Genomic DNA, 15274 nt, shown 5'->3' with positions numbered 1-15274 from the left:
CCCCCCCAAGGGCCCCCGCCGGTCTCGGCGGGCGTCTCCGCTACGGACATCCGGGCCAGTTCGCCGTCCCATCCCTCCGACGGCCCTCCCCCGGGGCCCCCGTCGATCGCCGCGAGCGCCTCGGAGACGGCCAGTGAGATGTCCTGGACGGTCAGGCCGCACAGGGAGAGCACGTCCGCCCGGCTCCCGTGGTCGAGGAACCTGCGGGGGACGCCGAACGAGCGCACCGGGGTGGTGACCCCCGCGTCCTGGACCGCCTGCGCCGTGGTCGCCCCGACGCCGCCGGTGCGGCTGTTGTCCTCGACCGTGGCCACCAGGCGGTGCCGCCGCGCCATGTCCGCGAGCCCGGGGTTGACCGGCGCCACCCAGCGGGGGTCGACGACGGTGACGCCGATCCCCTGCTCGCGCAGTGCGTCGGCGACGCCGAGGGCGACCCCGGCCAGCACGCCGACCGAGACGATGAGCACGTCCAGGGGGCCGCTCCTGCGCAGCACGTCCACGCCGGAGAAGACCGCCTCGGCGGGCACGTCCTCGCCCACCGCCCCCTTGGGGAAGCGGACCAGGGTGGGGCCCTCCTCCCAGGCCACCGCCTCCTCCAGCAGCTCGCCCAGGCGCGTCGCGTCGCGGGGGGCGGCGATCCTCAGGTTCGGCACCACCTGGAGCACCGACATGTCCCACACCCCGTTGTGGCTGGGACCGTCGTCCCCGGTGACCCCCGACCGGTCCAGGACGAAGGTGACCGCGCGGCGGTGCAGCGCCACGTCCATCAGCACCTGGTCGAGCGCGCGGTTGACGAAGGTGGAGTAGATGGCCACCACCGGGTGCACGCCCCCCATCGCCATGCCCGCCGCCATGGTCACCGCGTGCTGCTCGGCGATGCCCACGTCGATGACCCGCTCGGGGAAGCGCTTCTGCATGCCCAGCAGCCCCACCGGCTCCAGCATGGCGGCGGTCACCGCCACCACGTCCTCGCGCCGCTCGGCGATCCGGGTGATCCGCTCGCCGAAGACCGCGGTGAAGGAGGTCCCGGAGGAGGCGGACAGCGGCCGGCCGGTCGCGGGGTCCATCGGCTTGATGGCGTGCCCCCGGTCCAGCTCGTTGTTCTCGGTGTGCGCGAACCCGCGCCCCTTCTCGGTGACGGCGTGCACCACCACCGGCATGCGCAGGTCCCGGGCGCGGCGCAGCGCCTCCTGCAGCGCGGGGACGTCGTGCCCGTCCACCGGGCCGATGTAGGCCAGCCCGACCTGCTCGAAGACGCTCTGCGCGGAGCCGCGCGAGCGCAGGTCGCCGAAGTGCCCGGCCACCCCTCCCGGGGTCGGCGCGTAGGAGCGCTCGTTGTCGTTGAGCACGATGACCAGCGGACGGTCCGCGCCGGACACGTTGTTCACGGCCTCCCAGGCCATGCCGCCGGTCATGGCGCCGTCGCCGACCACGGCGACCACCGACCGGTCGGTCCTGCCGGCGTAGGCGTCGGCGCGGGCCAGGCCGTCGGCGTAGGACACGGCGGTGGAGGCGTGCGAGTTCTCCACCAGGTCGTGCTCGGACTCGGCCGGGGAGGGGTACCCCGACAGCCCTCCGCTCTTGCGCAGCCGCGCGAACCCGCCGTGCCGACCGGTCAGCAGCTTGTGCACGTAGGACTGGTGGCCGGTGTCCCACAGCAGCCGGTCCCGGGGCGACTCGAAGACGGTGTGCAGCGCGATCGTCAGCTCGACGACCCCCAGGTTGGGACCCAGGTGTCCGCCGGTGGCGGAGACGCGTTCGATCAGGAACGCCCGGATCTCCGCCGCGAGTTCGGTGAGTTGGCCGGCGGTCATACCGCGCAGCCGCGCGGGACCGTCGACCTGGTCGAGCAGGGACATGTTCACTCCTTAGACCGCACGCGGGCGGTGCGGTGTGCAGGGGTGCCGCGGCCGCGGGGGGCGCGCCGCGGCGCCGTCAGCGGTCGCGGTAGGCGACCTCGCGGGCCATCGCGGCGAGCTCGTCCCGCCAGGCCGGGGGGACCCCGGGCCGGTCCAGTGCGTCCAGGGCCTCCTGGTAGAGGCCGTCGATGCGGGCCTCGATCTCCTCCCCGATGGCGATCTCGGCGAGGCGCCGGCGCAGCGCGGGCACGTCCCACTCCTGCGCCGACACCAGGGTGCGCACGTCCGGGTCCCGCCGCACCGCCATGGCCAGCAGCAGGGTCATCTTGTTCCGTTCCAGGTCCAGGCCGACCGGCTTGCCCGCGGCACCGCCGTCCCCGTAGGCGTCGATGAGGTCGTCGCGGAGCTGGAACGCCTCCCCCAGCGCCTCGCCGTACCGCTCGAAGACGGGGGCCAGGTCGGTACGGCCGGTGAGGGAGGCGCCCAGGAGCAGGGGCCGGTGGATGCTGTACCGGCCCGACTTGCACACCGCGATCCACCGGGACAGCCCGGGGTCGACCACCGACTCGGCCGCCACCGCCACGTCCAGGTGCTGGCCGATGATGATCTCGGTGAGCAGTTCGTTCCAGACGGCGCGGGCCTGCGGCGGCAGCCCGGCGGTGAGCCGGTCGGCGAGGATGTCGGCCAGGTCCCCGGCCAGGATGGCCACGCCCTCCCCGTACCGGCGGGGCTCGCCCCGCCACCCGCGCTCGGCGTGCTCGGCCTCGTGCATGGTGTGCACCGCCGACCGCCCCCGGCGCTCGTCGGCGGCGTCCAGGACGTCGTCGTGGATCAGCGCGCCGACGTGGATCAGCTCCAGGGCCGCCGCGCAGTCCACCGCCGCCCCGCTCCCGGGGTCCCCGCCGGCGGCGAGGAACCCGCTCAGGCAGAAGGCCGGCCGCAGCCGCTTGCCGCCCGCCTCGACCAGGTGGGCCACGGACGCCGCCGGGGAGGCGCCCCGCGGGTCGACCGCGGACCACCGCGCGCGCTCGGCGTCCAGCACACCGGTGAGCCGCTCCTCCACCCGTTCGAGCAGGCGCAGGCGCAGGCCGTGCACCTCTTCGTCCGCCGAAACCGTCATGATCGTCTCCTCCGCTCCTGGGCCCGGCGGGTCAGACCGCCGGGCGGGTCAGCTTGGCCGGGGGCGAGAACACCACGTCCTCGGTCGCGACGCGGTCGGTCACCACGTTCCGGTAGCCGTGGCCGGCCAGCACCTCCAGGAGTTCTTCGACGAGGACGTCCGGGGCGCTGGCGCCCGCGCTGACGCCCACCGTCTCCACCCCCTCCAGCCACTGCGGGGAGAACTCGCCCGCGTCCGGAACCAGGTGCGCCGGGGTCCCCATGCCGCGGGCGACCTCGACCATCCGGATCGAGTTGCTGGAGTTGCGCGACCCGACCACCAGGACCAGGTCGCTGACGGGCGCGACGCTCTTGATCGCGTCCTGCCGGTTCTGGCTCGCGTAGCAGATGTCGTCGGTGCCCGGTCCGCGCAGATCGGAGAAGCGCCGTTGGAGGACCTCGATGATGTCCCGGGTCTCGTCGACCGAGAGCGTGGTCTGGGTGAGGTAGGCGGCGGGGGTGTCCGCCGGGAGGTCGAGCGCCTCGGCGTCGGCGGCGGTCTCGACGATGACCGTGCGTTCCGGCGCGTGCCCGTAGGTGCCCTCCACCTCCTCGTGGTCGGCGTGCCCGATGAGGAACAGCACCCGGTCCTCGCGGGCGAAGCGCACCGCCTGCTGGTGGACCTTGGACACGAGCGGACAGGTCGCGTCGATCACGTCCAGCGACCGCGACTCCGACACCCGGCGCACCTCGGGGGAGACCCCGTGCGCGGAGAAGACGCAGACCGCGCCCTCGGGCACCTCGGACTCGGAGTCGACGAAGACGGCGCCGCGCTCCCGCAGCAGCCGGACCACGTAGTGGTTGTGCACGATCTCCTTGCGGACGTAGACGGGCGGCCCGTACCTCTCAAGGGCGAGTTCGATGATCGAGATCGCACGGCGCACCCCCGCGCAGAAGCTCCGAGGTTCCGCGAGTACGACCCTTCTTCCCTGGGGCATTCGGCTGCCTCCGATCCGCTCGGGTTCACTGCGCGCCGCGTCCGGTCCGGGCTCCGGCCGAGGGGCCGGCCCCGGCACCCGGCAGGCCGGCGGATGGGCGGGGGCGCGGTCGCGCTGACGGCAGGCAAGCTATGCCGCGCCCAGAGGGGCGCCCCAGCGGCCGCAAGAATCTAGATCAGGTCGCGGGCGGAGCGGGAGGCGCGGCCCGGAGGGGCGGTCCGCAGGCGCGGTCCGGCACCGCCCGGCGCCGCCCGGCACCGGGCGCCCCCTCGGGCGGGCGGGGACTTGACCAACCCGCCGCCGCGCCGTGGCCGGGGCGCCCGCCCCACTGCCAGGCTGGCGCGCCATGAGCGCTTCCCTCACTTCCATCGTCGAATCGCGGCCGCTGTTCGACCTCGACGCGCGGATCACCGTGGAGGCCCCGCCCGCAGAGGTGTACCGGGTCGTCAGCGACCTGCCCCGCAGCGCCGAGTGGAGCCCCGAGTGCCGCGGCGGTGTGTGGACCTCCGGCGCGCCCGGCGCGGTCGGCTCGGTCTTCCGCGGCGAGAACCACCGCCCCGACGACGTGGTCGGGTGGGCCCCGCTGGTGCGCGGGACCTGGCACACCGAGGCCCGGGTGGTCCGGGCCGACCCCGGGCGCGCCTTCCACTGGATGATGCTCTCCCACGCCGGCGAGGACCAGGAGAGCGTCTGGGGCTTCGACATCGAACCCGCAGGTGCGGGGGCGGCGCGCTCGGTGCTGGTGCACCGGTTCCGCATGGGCGCCGCCACCGCCGGCATCCACAAGATCGTCGCCGACCTCGACGAAGAGGCGCGCAAGCGGTTCATCGAGGAGTGGACCGGCAAACTCGCCTCAGACCTGGACGCGACCCTCGCGCGGATCAAGGCCGTGATCGAGGAGGACTGAGGCCCCGTCCCCGCAGACGCCGACGACCAGGACGGAAGACCCCATGCTCCTGCAACGCATCAACAACCCGGGCATCCGCCTGGGCACGCTGTTCGACCGGGCGGCGGCCCGGCACCCGGCGAGCCCGGTGATCCTCGACCACGACCTGGACATCGCCCCGGACCGGGGGCGCCGCCTGACCCTGACCGAGCTGGCCGACCTGGTGGACGACGTCGCCTCCCGGCTGTGGTCGCTGCGGGTGCGGCCGGGCGACCACGTCGTCGTGCACAAGTCCGACGGGTTCGACATCTCCCTGCTGGCCTGCGCGGTGGCGCGGGTCGGGGCGATCCCGGTGATGCTCTCCCCCAAGCTGGACGGGGCGACCGTCGCCGAGCTGCTGCGCCGGGTGGACCGCCCCTTCCTCCTCACCGACCAGGCCAAGCTGGAGGGGGCGCTGCCCGAGGAGGTCCTCGAATTGAGCGAGCGGGTGCTGCTGGCCTCCGGGGAGCACCCCGGGGCCACGGCGCTGGCCTCGCTGGCCGGGTGCAGGCGGGTCCGGCCGGTCACCATGCCGCCGCAGCACCCCACCATGGTCACGCACACCTCCGGCACGACCGGCGTCCCCAAGCTGGCGGTGCACACCGGGCACACCTTCCAGGCGCGCTACCGCCCCCAGGCCTCGGTGGTCGCCGCGGCCGTCGGGCGCAGCGAGCCGGTCGCCGTGCACGTGTCCTTCGTGCACTCGCGCATGTACACCGCGATGCCGATCTCGGTGCTGCAGGGCCACCCGCTGATCGTGCTGCGCGACGACGACCCCGCATCGGTGGCCGAGGTGTTCACCCGGGTGCGCCCCGGGTTCATCGAGGCCCACCCGAACACCTTCCTGCGCTGGGAGGAGCTGGCCGACGCCCCCGGCGCCCCGCTGGCCAACGTGAAGTACTTCAGCAGCACCTTCGACGCGATCCACCCCCGGACCGTGCAGCGCATGCTGTCCGCCTCCCGCCGCTCCCTGCCGCTGTTCGCCCAGGCCTACGGGCAGAGCGAGGTCGGCCCGATCGCGGCGCGCACCTACAGCCGCCGCAGCGGCGCCGACTTCGACGGGCGCTGCGTGGGCCGCCCCTTCCCCGGCATGACCGGGGTCCGGGTGGTCAGCCGCGACGGCCGCCCGGTGACCCGCGAGAACCCCGGCTTCATCGAGGTCACCAGCGACGGCCGGATCGTCACCTACCTGGGCGAGCACCACCGCTGGGAGAAGCAGGCCCGGGGCGGCTGGTGGCGGATGGGCGACCTGGGCTACCGGACCGCCTGGGGCTGCCTGCACCTGCTGGACCGGGAGGTCGACGAGATCCCCGGCATCGCCAGCACGCTGGAGCTGGAGGACAGGCTCTTCACCCGCCTGCCCGACCTGGTCGAGGTGGTGATCGTGCCGTCCCCGGACGGAACGCCGGTCCCCGTCGTCGCCACCCGCGGCGCCCGGCCGCTGGACGAGGGCGCCTGGCGGCGGGCCGTCGCCGACCTCCCCCCGCTCGGCACCCCGGTGCACCGGCGCCTGGACGAGCTTCCGCAGACCGCCACCACCAAGATCAAGCGGATCGAGCTGGCCGGGAGCCTGGCCGCGGAGGGCGCCGTCCCCGCCGAACGGGCCCGGTGACGGCACGCCCCGGCGGGGTCCGCCCGTACACGGGCCGGACCCCGCCCCATCGCGGAACGGAGACGAACGCAATGCCGGACCGATCGCAGGAGCGGGGGACCCCGGGCGCCCTGGCGGTGGGGATCGTCGGCGCCGGGCCGCGCGGGCTGTCCGTGCTGGAGCGGCTGTGCGCCAACGAGCGCGCCGCCCGCTCGGGCCGCCTCATCACCGTGCACCTCATCGACCCGTCCCCGCCCGGCGCGGGCGGGGTGTGGCGCCCCGACCAGTCGCGGGTGCTGCTGATGAACACGGTGGCCTCGCAGATCACCGTCCACACCGACGACAGCACGGCCGTCGACGGGCCGGTGGAACCCGGGCCGACCCTGTACGAGTGGGCGCGCGACCTGGCCCTGTTCGGCGGGAAGGACGGGGAGGAGGCGGACGGGGGGACGCTCCGGGAGGCGCGGGCCCTCGGCCCCGACGACTACCCGACCCGGGCCTTCTACGGGCGGTACCTGCAGGCCTGCTTCGACCGGATCAGCGCGCAGGCCCCGCCCGGGATCCGGATCCGGGTGCACTCCTCCCGCGCCGTGGCCATGGCCGACGTGCACGGCGTCCCCGGGGGGCCGCAGGGCCTGCGCCTGGAGGACGGCACCCGGCTGAACGGCCTGGACGCCGTCGTGCTGGCGCAGGGGCACCTGCCCGCCCGGCTCACCGCGCGCCAGGAGCGCACCGCCAGCCTCGCCCGCATCCACCGCCTCACCTATGTCACCCCCTCCAATCCGGCCGACGTGGACCTGGAGGAGATCGCCCCGGGCGCCCCCGTGCTCGTCCGGGGCCTGGGACTGACCTTCTTCGACTACATGGCACTGCTCACCGAGGGGCGCGGCGGGCGCTTCGAGGAGCGGGACGGCAGCCTGCTCTACCGGCCCTCCGGACGGGAACCGGTGATCCACGCCTTCTCCCGCCGGGGCGTTCCCTACCACTCCCGGGGGCGGAACGAGAAGGGCGCCCATGGGCGCTACCGCGCCCGGCTCCTCACCCCGGACACGGTCGCGCGGCTCCGCCGCGCCCACCCGGAGGGCCTGCGCTTCTCCACCGACCTGTGGCCGCTGATCGCCCGGGAGGTGGAATGCGTCTACTACGAGGCGCTGCTGGCCTCCCAGGGGCGCGCGGCGGACCGGGCGGCGTTCGCCGACCGCTACCTGCACGCCGACGCCGAGCAGACGGCCGCCGTACTGGACTCCTACGGGGTCCCCGCCGGTCTCCGGTGGAGCTGGGAGCGGATCGCCCGGCCGTGCGCGGGGCGGCGGTTCGCCGACCGGGCGGCCTTCCGCACATGGCTCCTGGACCACCTGCGGGAGGACGTCCGCGAGGCCGGGCTGGGCAATGTGACCGGCCCGCTCAAGGCGGCCCTGGACGTGCTGCGCGACCTGCGCAACGAGATCCGGCTGGCGGTGGACCACGGCGGTCTGACCGGCACGTCCTACCGGGACGAGCTGGAGGGGTGGTACACGCCGCTCAACGCCTACCTGTCCATCGGTCCGCCGCCGTCCCGGATCCGCGAGCTGATCGCGCTGATCGAGGCCGGCGCCGCCGTGCTCCACGGGCCGGGGACCCAGGTCCGGTTCGACACCGCGCGGCCGGGGTTCACGGCCTCCTCCGCCGAAGTGCCCGGGGAGCCGGTGCGGTCCCGGGCGCTGATCGAGGCCCGGCTCCCCGAACCCGACCTGCGCCGCACCCGGGACCCGCTGCTGCGCCACCTGCTCGACACCGACCAGGCGGCCCCCTATGTCATCCGCGGCGGCCCGGGCGCGCCCTACGAGGCCGGCGGCCTCACCGTCACCGAGCGCCCCTACCGGCTGGTCGACGGCCAGGGGAGGGCGCACCCGCGCCGGTACGCCTACGGGGTGCCCACGGAGTCGGTGCACTGGGTCACCGCGGCGGGGACCCGGCCCGGCGTCGACTCGGTCACCCTCGGCGACTCCGACGCGATCGCCCGCGCGGTGCTCGCCCTGGAACCGGTCGCGCACGTGCCCTACGGCCTGCGACCCGCCGGGGCCGGCGCCGACATCGGGGCGGACACCGGGGCCGCGGGGGTACCCGTATGAGCGCCCCGTCCGCTCCGTGCCCAGGGGCCGCCCACGGCTCCGCCGACACCGGCCTGCTCTCCCCGGTCCGCGCGGGCGCCCCGGTGGAGGCGGCCGTGTCCGACGAGGCGTGGCTGCAGGCGATGGTCGACGCCGAGGCGGCGCTGGCCCGCGCGCAGGCCCGGCTGGGCTCCGTCCCCGACCGGGCCGCCGCCGTGATCACCGAGGCGGCCGCGGACCACGGGCTGGACCCGCGTGCGGTGGCGCTCGCCTCCCGGGAGCACGCCAACCCCGTCGTCTCCGTGGTCAGGGCCTTCACCCGGACCGTCGCGGAGCGCTCGCCCGAGGCGGCCGAGTACGTCCACCGGGGGTCCACCAGCCAGGACGTCTTCGACACCGCCGCGATGCTGGTCTCCCGGCGTGCCCTGGCGGCCGTCCGGGGCGACCTCGCTGCGGCCGCCGACGCGCTGGAGGCGCAGGTCCGGCGCCACCTGAACACCCCGATGGCGGGGCGGACCCTCGCCCTTCAGGCGGTGCCCACCACCTTCGGCCTGAAGGCCGCCGGCTGGAGGGGCCTGCTCCTGGACGCCGACCGGCGGATCGACCGGGTGCTCGACGGCGGCCTGCCGGTCTCGCTGGGCGGCGCCGCCGGAACCCTGGGCGGCTACCTGGAGTACGCCGCGCCGACCGGGGCGGGGGTCGCCCCGGCGGACCCGGGCCGCTCCGCCGAGCGCCTGGTGGAGGCGTTCGCGGCGGAGACCGGCCTGGCCCCGCAGGCCCTGCCCTGGCACGCTCTCCGCTCCCCCGTCGCGGACCTGGCCTCGGCACTGGCGTTCACCGCGGGCGCGCTCGGAAAGGTCGCCGTCGACGTGCTCACCCTGTCCCGCACCGAGGTCGGCGAGGTCGCCGAGCCCGGCGCGCCGGGGCGGGGCGCCTCCTCGGCGATGCCGCACAAGCGCAACCCGGTCCTGGCGACGATGGTGCGCAGCGCCGCGCTCCAGGTGCCGGCGCTCGCCTCGGTCCTGCACCAGTGCCTTGCCGCCGAGGACGAGCGTTCCGCGGGCGGCTGGCACGCCGAGTGGCAGCCGCTGCGCGAATGCCTGCGGCTGACCGGCGGAGCCGCGCACACCATGGCGGAGCTGGCCCGGGGGCTGCGGCCCCGCCCGGAGCGCATGGAGCACAACCTCCGGCTCACCGCGAGCGCGTTGACCAGCGAACGCGTCGCCGCGGCCCTGGCACCGGCGCTCGGGCGGGCACGCGCCCGGGAGCTGCTGACGGAGTGCGCCGCCGAGTCGGTCCGCACCGGTCGGCCGCTGGCCGAGGCGGTGGCCGACCGGCTGGACCGGGAGCCCGGCGCCGACGGCGCGGGCCGTCCGGGCACGCCCTCCGCCGAAGAGCTCGCCGCGCTGTGCGACCCGGCCGACTACACCGGCGCCGCGGCCGCTCTGGCCGAGCGCGCCCTGGACGGCCGTGTCCGCTGACCGGGGGCCGGGCCCGCCTCACCCGGGGGCGGGCAGCCGGTCCCGCCGGGTCCGGCCGCCCTCGTCGCCACGGCCGCGGAGCGGCAGCTCCACGGCCAGGCGGAAGCGTCCGTCCGGCAGCGGTCCGGCGACGAGGCGGCCCCCGAGGGCGGCGGCCCGCTCGGAGAGGTTCACCAGCCCTCCGGAGGCGCGGTCGCCGGGGCGGCCCGGTTCGGGCCCGGCACCGTCGTTGACGAGCGTGGCGGTGACCCGGCCGCCCCCGCGGACGATGCGGATCTCGCAGTTCTCGGCGGTGCTGTGGCGCAGCACGTTGGCCGTGCCCTCGCGCAGGACCGTGGCCACCGCCGTGGCCACTGCGGGCGGCAGGTCCGTGCCGTCGGCGTCCATGCGCACCCGCACGCCCGCGGCGGCCAGGACGCTGGACACCGACCGGCACTCCTCGTCCAGGGACAGGTCGCGGTGGCCGTGCGCCACCGTGTGCAGGTCGGTGCGGGCCTGGTGGCTGATGTCCAGAATCTCGTCCAGCTCGGTGCGGGCGCGGCCGGGGTGGCGGGGGATGAGGCGGAGCACCAGTTCGGCCTTGAGGACCATGGCGGACAGGCCGTAGCCGAGCAGGTCGTGCAGGTCCTTGGCGAACCGCAGGCGCTCCTGGGCCACCGCGGCCTCGGCGAGTGCCCGGTGCGCCCGCCGCAGGTCGCCGATCATCTGCCGGAACCGGGTGAGCCCGTAGACGATCAGGCCGGTGATCACCACTTGGACGGACATGAACAGGGGGTCCGCGGGGGCCCCGGCCTCCACGGTGTTGAGCAGCCGGTGGGTGAGCGCCACGCTCGCCGCCACCGCGAGGAAGACCAGCCAGCCCGCCTTGGCCGACAGGACGAACAGGACGCTTCCGGCGAGGTAGCCGGGGACCCCCATCCAGGGGTGCTGGAAGTACAGGGCGGGCAGGTACACCAGGCACGCCTGCCCCCCGATCACCGCGTAGGCGGCCGCGCGGCCGCGGCGGCCGCGGTCGGGGCCGCCGGCGCCCAGGGTCAGCACCAGCTGCAGCGCGAGCAGCAAGACCAGGCAGCCGACCGCCAGGACGGTCCAGTCGGGGGCGTGCGGGCCGACCAGGGTCGCATGCAGGTTGGCGAGGAAGAGGCCGCCGATGACCGCGGTCGGCACGAACCAGGCGGCCGCGGCCGGCATCGGGGGCGGTGGCGGGGACGGGGGCGTGGGGAAGGGGGTGCTCGGGGGTGGGATCACCGCGTTCTCTTCTCCGTCTGGTCCTCGTCGTCGTAAGGCGGCGGCGGGGGCAGGGGCGCCGTTGCAGGGCGGCGGTGGGGGCGCCGCTCAGCCGAAGGCGGCGGTGGAGCGGGCGGGCTCGGGGACGGGGACCTCGAGCGCGAGGCGGAACCGGCCTTCGTCCAGGTACTCCGCGGTCAGCGTGCCGCCGAGGGAGGCGGCCCGCTCGGACAGGGTCCGCAGCCCTCCGGGGCGGCTCCCCGGCGGCTCGGCCTCCGGGTGCACGCCGTCGCAGGAGACCTCGGCGCGGACCGCGTCCCCCTCCCGGACCACGCTGATCGCGCACTCCTCGGCCCGGGCGTGCCGCAGCACGTTCGTGGTGGCCTCGCGCAGCGCGGTGGCCAGCAGCGTGCCGACGGGGCGCGGAAGGTCCCCGTGGTCGGCGTGGATCCGCACGCGGATGCCCGCGGCCGCCAGGACCGAGCGCACCGAGCGGAGCTCATCGCCCAGGGGCAGGTCCCGGTAGCCGTGCGCCACGGACCTGACGTCCGACAGGGCCTTGCGGCCGACCCGCAGGATCTCCTCCAGCTCGCCGCGCGCCCGCTCCGGGTCGCGCTCGACCAGGCGGCGGGCCAGCTCGGTCTTGAGGGCGATCGCCGACAGTTCGTCGCCGACCAGGCCGTTCAGGTCCCGGGCGAAGCGCAGGCGCTCCTGGACGACGGCGGTCTCGGCGATCCGGGCCTGGGCCCGCTCCATCTCCCCCACGAGCACCCGCAGGCAGGACAGCCCGTACACGACGAGCCCGGTGACCAGCGTGGACAGGGCGGTGTAGCCCACCGGCCAGAGCTCGGTGGAGAACGCCGCCTGGGCGAGGGCCGCGCCGGCGGCGACGGCGGCGAACAGGACGCCCCCCGCGATGCGGGGGAGCACGAGCAGGGCGCTGCCGGCGACGAAGCCGAGCATCCCCACCCAGCTCTGGCCGAACAGCAGCAGCGGCGGACCGGTGATGAACAGCTGCAGGGCGAGCACGGCGTGCGCGGCCCGCCGGTGCTCGGGGCTCCCGGCCCAGCCGCACTGCAGCATCTGCAGCGCGAAGAGGACGGCCATGCCGACGCCGGCCAGCAGGGTCGGGGCCGGGCCCAGCGACCGGCTGTACACGTTGACGAACGCGACCACGCACAGTCCGCCGAACACGGTGGCGGTGACGCCCCAGGCGATCGTCGACGCCATGCGGGCACCGCCGGGACCCGGTGCCGGGGGGCGGCGGCCGGCCTCCGGGGACCACTCGGGGGGCTGCGTCGTCTCGCTCGGCATCTCGGTCCCTTCGCAAGGTCCACTTGCGCCGTCGGCCCGTTCCTCATGGCGCCCCGTGGGCCTCCGCGCTCGGTGCATCCAATGCCGTCTCCGGCAAACTACCCCGAATCGGTCGCCGAGTGAAGGTGTCGCGGGCCGTCCGTCCCGGACCGGGAGGCCGCCGCGCACCGGGGGCGGTGCGTCACAGGCGCACCGCCCCGGTGGTGAGGCAGGCCAGCAGAGTGCGCGCCTGGACGTTGAGGTACCGGCCGTGCTTGACCAGAGAGGCGAGCTGCGCGGGGGTGGCCCAGCGGAACCCGGGCGGAGCCGCCAGGGGGGCCTCCTCCCCGTCGGCCTCCACCACCGTGTAGCAGATCCGGGCGTCCAGGAACCGCCCCCCTTCCTCGGAGAGGATGGCCCGGTAGCGGACCCGCTCCGGCGGGGCCGCGAGCACCGCCTCCAGGAAGCGCGGCCGGTCCCCGGCCGGCAGGTGCGCGTAGTTGCCCGGCGTGCACTGCACGGTGGGCCCCAGCTCCACCGTGTCCAGGAACCCCCCCTCGGCGCGGGCCTGGACGAGCACGTGGGGGACCCCTCCGATCCTGCGGACCAGGAAGGCGGCCACGCCCACCCCGCGCGGGGCCACCAGCGGCTGGCTCCACCCCGCCACCTCGCGCGTCCCCGCCCGCACCGCCACCGCGACGACGTCGAAGAAGCACTCGCGCTCGTGCCGCACCCGGTCGTCCTCGCGCACCCATCCGGGCAGCGGGGACAGCGGTACCGTGCGCGCGTGCACCCGGTGCCGGGAGCGCTCGCCGGTGAACCAGGACAGCAGCTCGGCATCGGAGTGCAGCGCCCGGGGGCCGTACTCCTCCACCGGCGCGCAGGACAGCACGGTGCGGGCGTCCATGTTCACCACGCCGTCCATGCGCAGCAGCTCGCCCAGGGTGCCCAGGGTGACCCAGCGGAAGTCCTCGTGCGGCGGGACCTCGACGTCCGGGCCGACCTCGACGATCATGTTCCGGTTGCTCTTGTGCAGGAACCACGACCCGTGCTCGGACTGGAGCACGTCGGCCAGCACCCGGGCGCCGGGGCGGGTGAAGTGCTCGATGTACCGCACGGAGCGGCCCCCGTGCGCCCGCGTGTAGTTGCTCCGGGTCGCCTGCACCGTCGGCGAGAGCTGGACCCGGCCGGGGTTGCCGGGCTCCATCTTCGCCTGCATGAGGAAGTGCAGCACCCCGTCGATCTCCTTGGCGAGGATGCCCAGGATCCCCACCTCGGGCTGGTTGATGACGGGCTGGTACCACTCGGCCACCGCACCGGCCTCGGAGACCACGTGCAGGCCCTCCACCGTGAAGAAGCGCCCGCTCCGGTGGACCAGGTTGCCGGTGCCCGGCTGGAACTCCCAGCCGTCCAGCTCGGCGAAGGGGATCCGCCGCACGTCGAACCGGCCCGCCTCGTCCCGTTCGCGGAGCCAGCGGACGACGTCCCCGGCCCCGAGCGCCCCGGAGGCCCCGGCCGCGCCGTCGGCGCCGTCCGTGCCCCCCGGAGCCGCGCCCGATCGGCGCAGCCGCGCGCCCGCGGAGGTGTCGTGCCGCCACCGCAGCTCCGGGCCGAGGAGGACCCCGGCGCCGCCCCCGCGCCCGGGCGCAGGCTCCGGCGACGGGCGCGGGGGCGCGGTCTTCGCGGGTCCCGGGTCCACGGTCACCGCGCCCCCTCTCCGGCCGCGGCCTCCAGCGGCGCCCCGGCCCCCTGCCGCAGCGGCCGCCACCAGCCGGGGTTCTCCGCGTACCAGTCCACCGTCCGGGCCAGCCCCTGCTCGAACGGCACGAGCGGGCGGTATCCCAGCTCCCGCCGGATCTTGGTGTCGTCGACCGCGTAGCGGCGGTCGTGCCCGGCCCGGTCGGCGACCCACTCGATGGCCGACTCGTCCGCCCCGCACAGCTTGAGCAGCCGACGGGTGATGTCGAGGTTGGTCGTGCCGGACCCGCCGCCCACGTTGTAGACCTCGCCCGGGCGCCCCGAGGCCAGCACCCGGTGCACCGCGCGGCAGTGGTCGTCGACGTGCAGCCACTCGCGGACGTTGCCCCCGTCCCCGTACAGGGGGACGCGCCCGCCCTCCAGCAGGGTGGTGATGAAGCGGGGGATCAGCTTCTCGGGGTGCTGGTGGGGCCCATAGTTGTTGGAGCAGCGCGTGATGCGGACGTCCAGACCGTGGGTCCGCGCGTAGGCGCGGGCGACCAGGTCCGATCCGGCCTTGGAGGCGGCGTAGGGGGAGTTGGGGTCCAGCGGCTCCTCCTCGCCCCACGCCCCCTCGTCGATGGACCCGTAGACCTCGTCGGTCGACACGTGCACGACGCGGCCGACCCCGGCCGTGAGCGCGGCCTCCATCAGCGTCTGGGTGCCGAGGACGTTCGTCCGGACGAAGGCGTGGGCCCCGCCGATGGAGCGGTCCACGTGGCTCTCCGCAGCGAAGTGCACCACCGCGTCGTGCCCGGGCAGCAGGTCGGCGAGCAGGTCCGCGTCGCACACGTCGCCGCGGACGACCTCCAGCCGCGGCCCCTCCTCGGGCAGGTTGGCCCGGTTCCCCGCGTAGGTGAACAGGTCCAGGACGGTGACGCGGGCGCCCTCGGCCCCGGGCAGGGCGCCGGAGAGCAGCATCCGGACGTAGTGCGAGCCGATGAAGCCGGCGGCGCCGGTGACCAGGATCCTCAT

11 protein-coding genes are annotated in these 15274 nt (G+C 75.6%); 4 read left to right on the top strand and 7 right to left on the bottom strand.

Features of this window, described 5'->3' with window-relative positions; genetic code table 11:
- From D476_RS32765 to ispH, 3 genes are all read right to left on the bottom strand, one after another.
- The coding region (locus D476_RS32765; protein WP_017623807.1) for a 1-deoxy-D-xylulose-5-phosphate synthase at positions 1-1859 on the bottom strand (1859 nt) is incomplete at its 3' end.
- 76 nt (positions 1860-1935) lie between these two features.
- Positions 1936-2979 (bottom strand): polyprenyl synthetase family protein, encoded by a 1044-nt coding sequence (locus tag D476_RS0109965; protein WP_017623806.1) that lies wholly within the window; start codon positions 2977-2979, stop codon positions 1936-1938.
- A 31-nt stretch (positions 2980-3010) separates the two neighbouring features.
- Positions 3011-3955 carry a 4-hydroxy-3-methylbut-2-enyl diphosphate reductase gene (ispH, locus tag D476_RS0109960; RefSeq protein ID WP_026123384.1) on the bottom strand — a complete coding sequence of 315 codons (945 nt, stop codon included), beginning with the start codon at positions 3953-3955 and terminating at the stop codon, positions 3011-3013.
- Positions 3956-4301: 346 nt separating this feature from the next.
- Between ispH and D476_RS0109955 the strand changes: the two genes are divergently transcribed.
- The 4 genes from D476_RS0109955 to D476_RS0109940 all read left to right on the top strand — a co-directional run bounded on the left by D476_RS0109955 (position 4302) and on the right by D476_RS0109940 (position 10042).
- Positions 4302-4862 carry an SRPBCC family protein gene (locus D476_RS0109955; RefSeq protein ID WP_017623804.1) on the top strand — a complete coding sequence of 187 codons (561 nt, stop codon included), beginning with the start codon at positions 4302-4304 and terminating at the stop codon, positions 4860-4862.
- A 43-nt stretch (positions 4863-4905) separates the two neighbouring features.
- Positions 4906-6492, top strand: a complete 1587-nt coding sequence (locus D476_RS0109950; RefSeq protein WP_017623803.1) for a class I adenylate-forming enzyme family protein — start codon at positions 4906-4908, stop codon at positions 6490-6492.
- A 71-nt stretch (positions 6493-6563) separates the two neighbouring features.
- Positions 6564-8582, top strand: a complete 2019-nt coding sequence (locus D476_RS0109945; protein ID WP_017623802.1) for an FAD/NAD(P)-binding protein — start codon at positions 6564-6566, stop codon at positions 8580-8582.
- Positions 8579-10042 (top strand): lyase family protein, encoded by a 1464-nt coding sequence (locus tag D476_RS0109940; protein WP_017623801.1) that lies wholly within the window; start codon positions 8579-8581, stop codon positions 10040-10042. Before D476_RS0109945 ends, D476_RS0109940 begins: the two co-directional genes overlap by 4 nt.
- A gap of 18 nt (positions 10043-10060) precedes the next feature.
- Here the strand turns inward: D476_RS0109940 and D476_RS32760 are convergent, their stop codons facing one another.
- From D476_RS32760 to rfbB, 4 genes are all read right to left on the bottom strand, one after another.
- Positions 10061-11290, bottom strand: coding sequence for a sensor histidine kinase (locus D476_RS32760; RefSeq protein ID WP_239648657.1), 1230 nt, complete (start codon positions 11288-11290; stop codon positions 10061-10063).
- Between the two features lie 87 nt (positions 11291-11377).
- On the bottom strand, positions 11378-12499 hold the full coding sequence (locus D476_RS32755; protein ID WP_160167437.1) for a sensor histidine kinase: 1122 nt from the start codon (positions 12497-12499) through the stop codon (positions 11378-11380).
- A 265-nt stretch (positions 12500-12764) separates the two neighbouring features.
- Entirely contained in the window at positions 12765-14267 is a 1503-nt protein-coding gene (locus tag D476_RS0109925; RefSeq protein ID WP_239648656.1) for an NDP-hexose 2,3-dehydratase family protein, read from the bottom strand.
- Positions 14264-15274: a dTDP-glucose 4,6-dehydratase gene (rfbB, locus tag D476_RS0109920; protein WP_017623797.1), complete on the bottom strand. Its 1011-nt coding sequence runs from the start codon at positions 15272-15274 to the stop codon at positions 14264-14266. Before rfbB ends, D476_RS0109925 begins: the two co-directional genes overlap by 4 nt.

The sequence above is a fragment of the Nocardiopsis chromatogenes YIM 90109 genome, assembly GCF_000341185.1.
GTDB classification, from domain to species: Bacteria; Actinomycetota; Actinomycetes; order Streptosporangiales; family Streptosporangiaceae; genus Nocardiopsis_A; species Nocardiopsis_A chromatogenes.
Note: the sequence above shows the minus strand (reverse complement) of the source record. Positions and strands in the feature narration are given on the sequence as shown.

Excerpts from the sequence above, each read along its gene's own strand:
- D476_RS0109965 (WP_017623806.1), bottom strand. The coding sequence starts at position 2,979 with ATGACGGTTTCGGCGGACGAAGAGGTGCACGGCCTGCGCCTGCGCCTG.
- D476_RS0109955 (WP_017623804.1), top strand. The coding sequence starts at position 4,302 with ATGAGCGCTTCCCTCACTTCCATCGTCGAATCGCGGCCGCTGTTCGAC.
- D476_RS0109950 (WP_017623803.1), top strand. The coding sequence starts at position 4,906 with ATGCTCCTGCAACGCATCAACAACCCGGGCATCCGCCTGGGCACGCTG.
- ispH (WP_026123384.1), bottom strand. The coding sequence starts at position 3,955 with ATGCCCCAGGGAAGAAGGGTCGTACTCGCGGAACCTCGGAGCTTCTGC.
- D476_RS0109945 (WP_017623802.1), top strand. The coding sequence starts at position 6,564 with ATGCCGGACCGATCGCAGGAGCGGGGGACCCCGGGCGCCCTGGCGGTG.
- D476_RS0109940 (WP_017623801.1), top strand. The coding sequence starts at position 8,579 with ATGAGCGCCCCGTCCGCTCCGTGCCCAGGGGCCGCCCACGGCTCCGCC.
- D476_RS32755 (WP_160167437.1), bottom strand. The coding sequence starts at position 12,499 with ATGGCGTCGACGATCGCCTGGGGCGTCACCGCCACCGTGTTCGGCGGA.
- rfbB (WP_017623797.1), bottom strand. The coding sequence starts at position 15,274 with ATGAGGATCCTGGTCACCGGCGCCGCCGGCTTCATCGGCTCGCACTAC.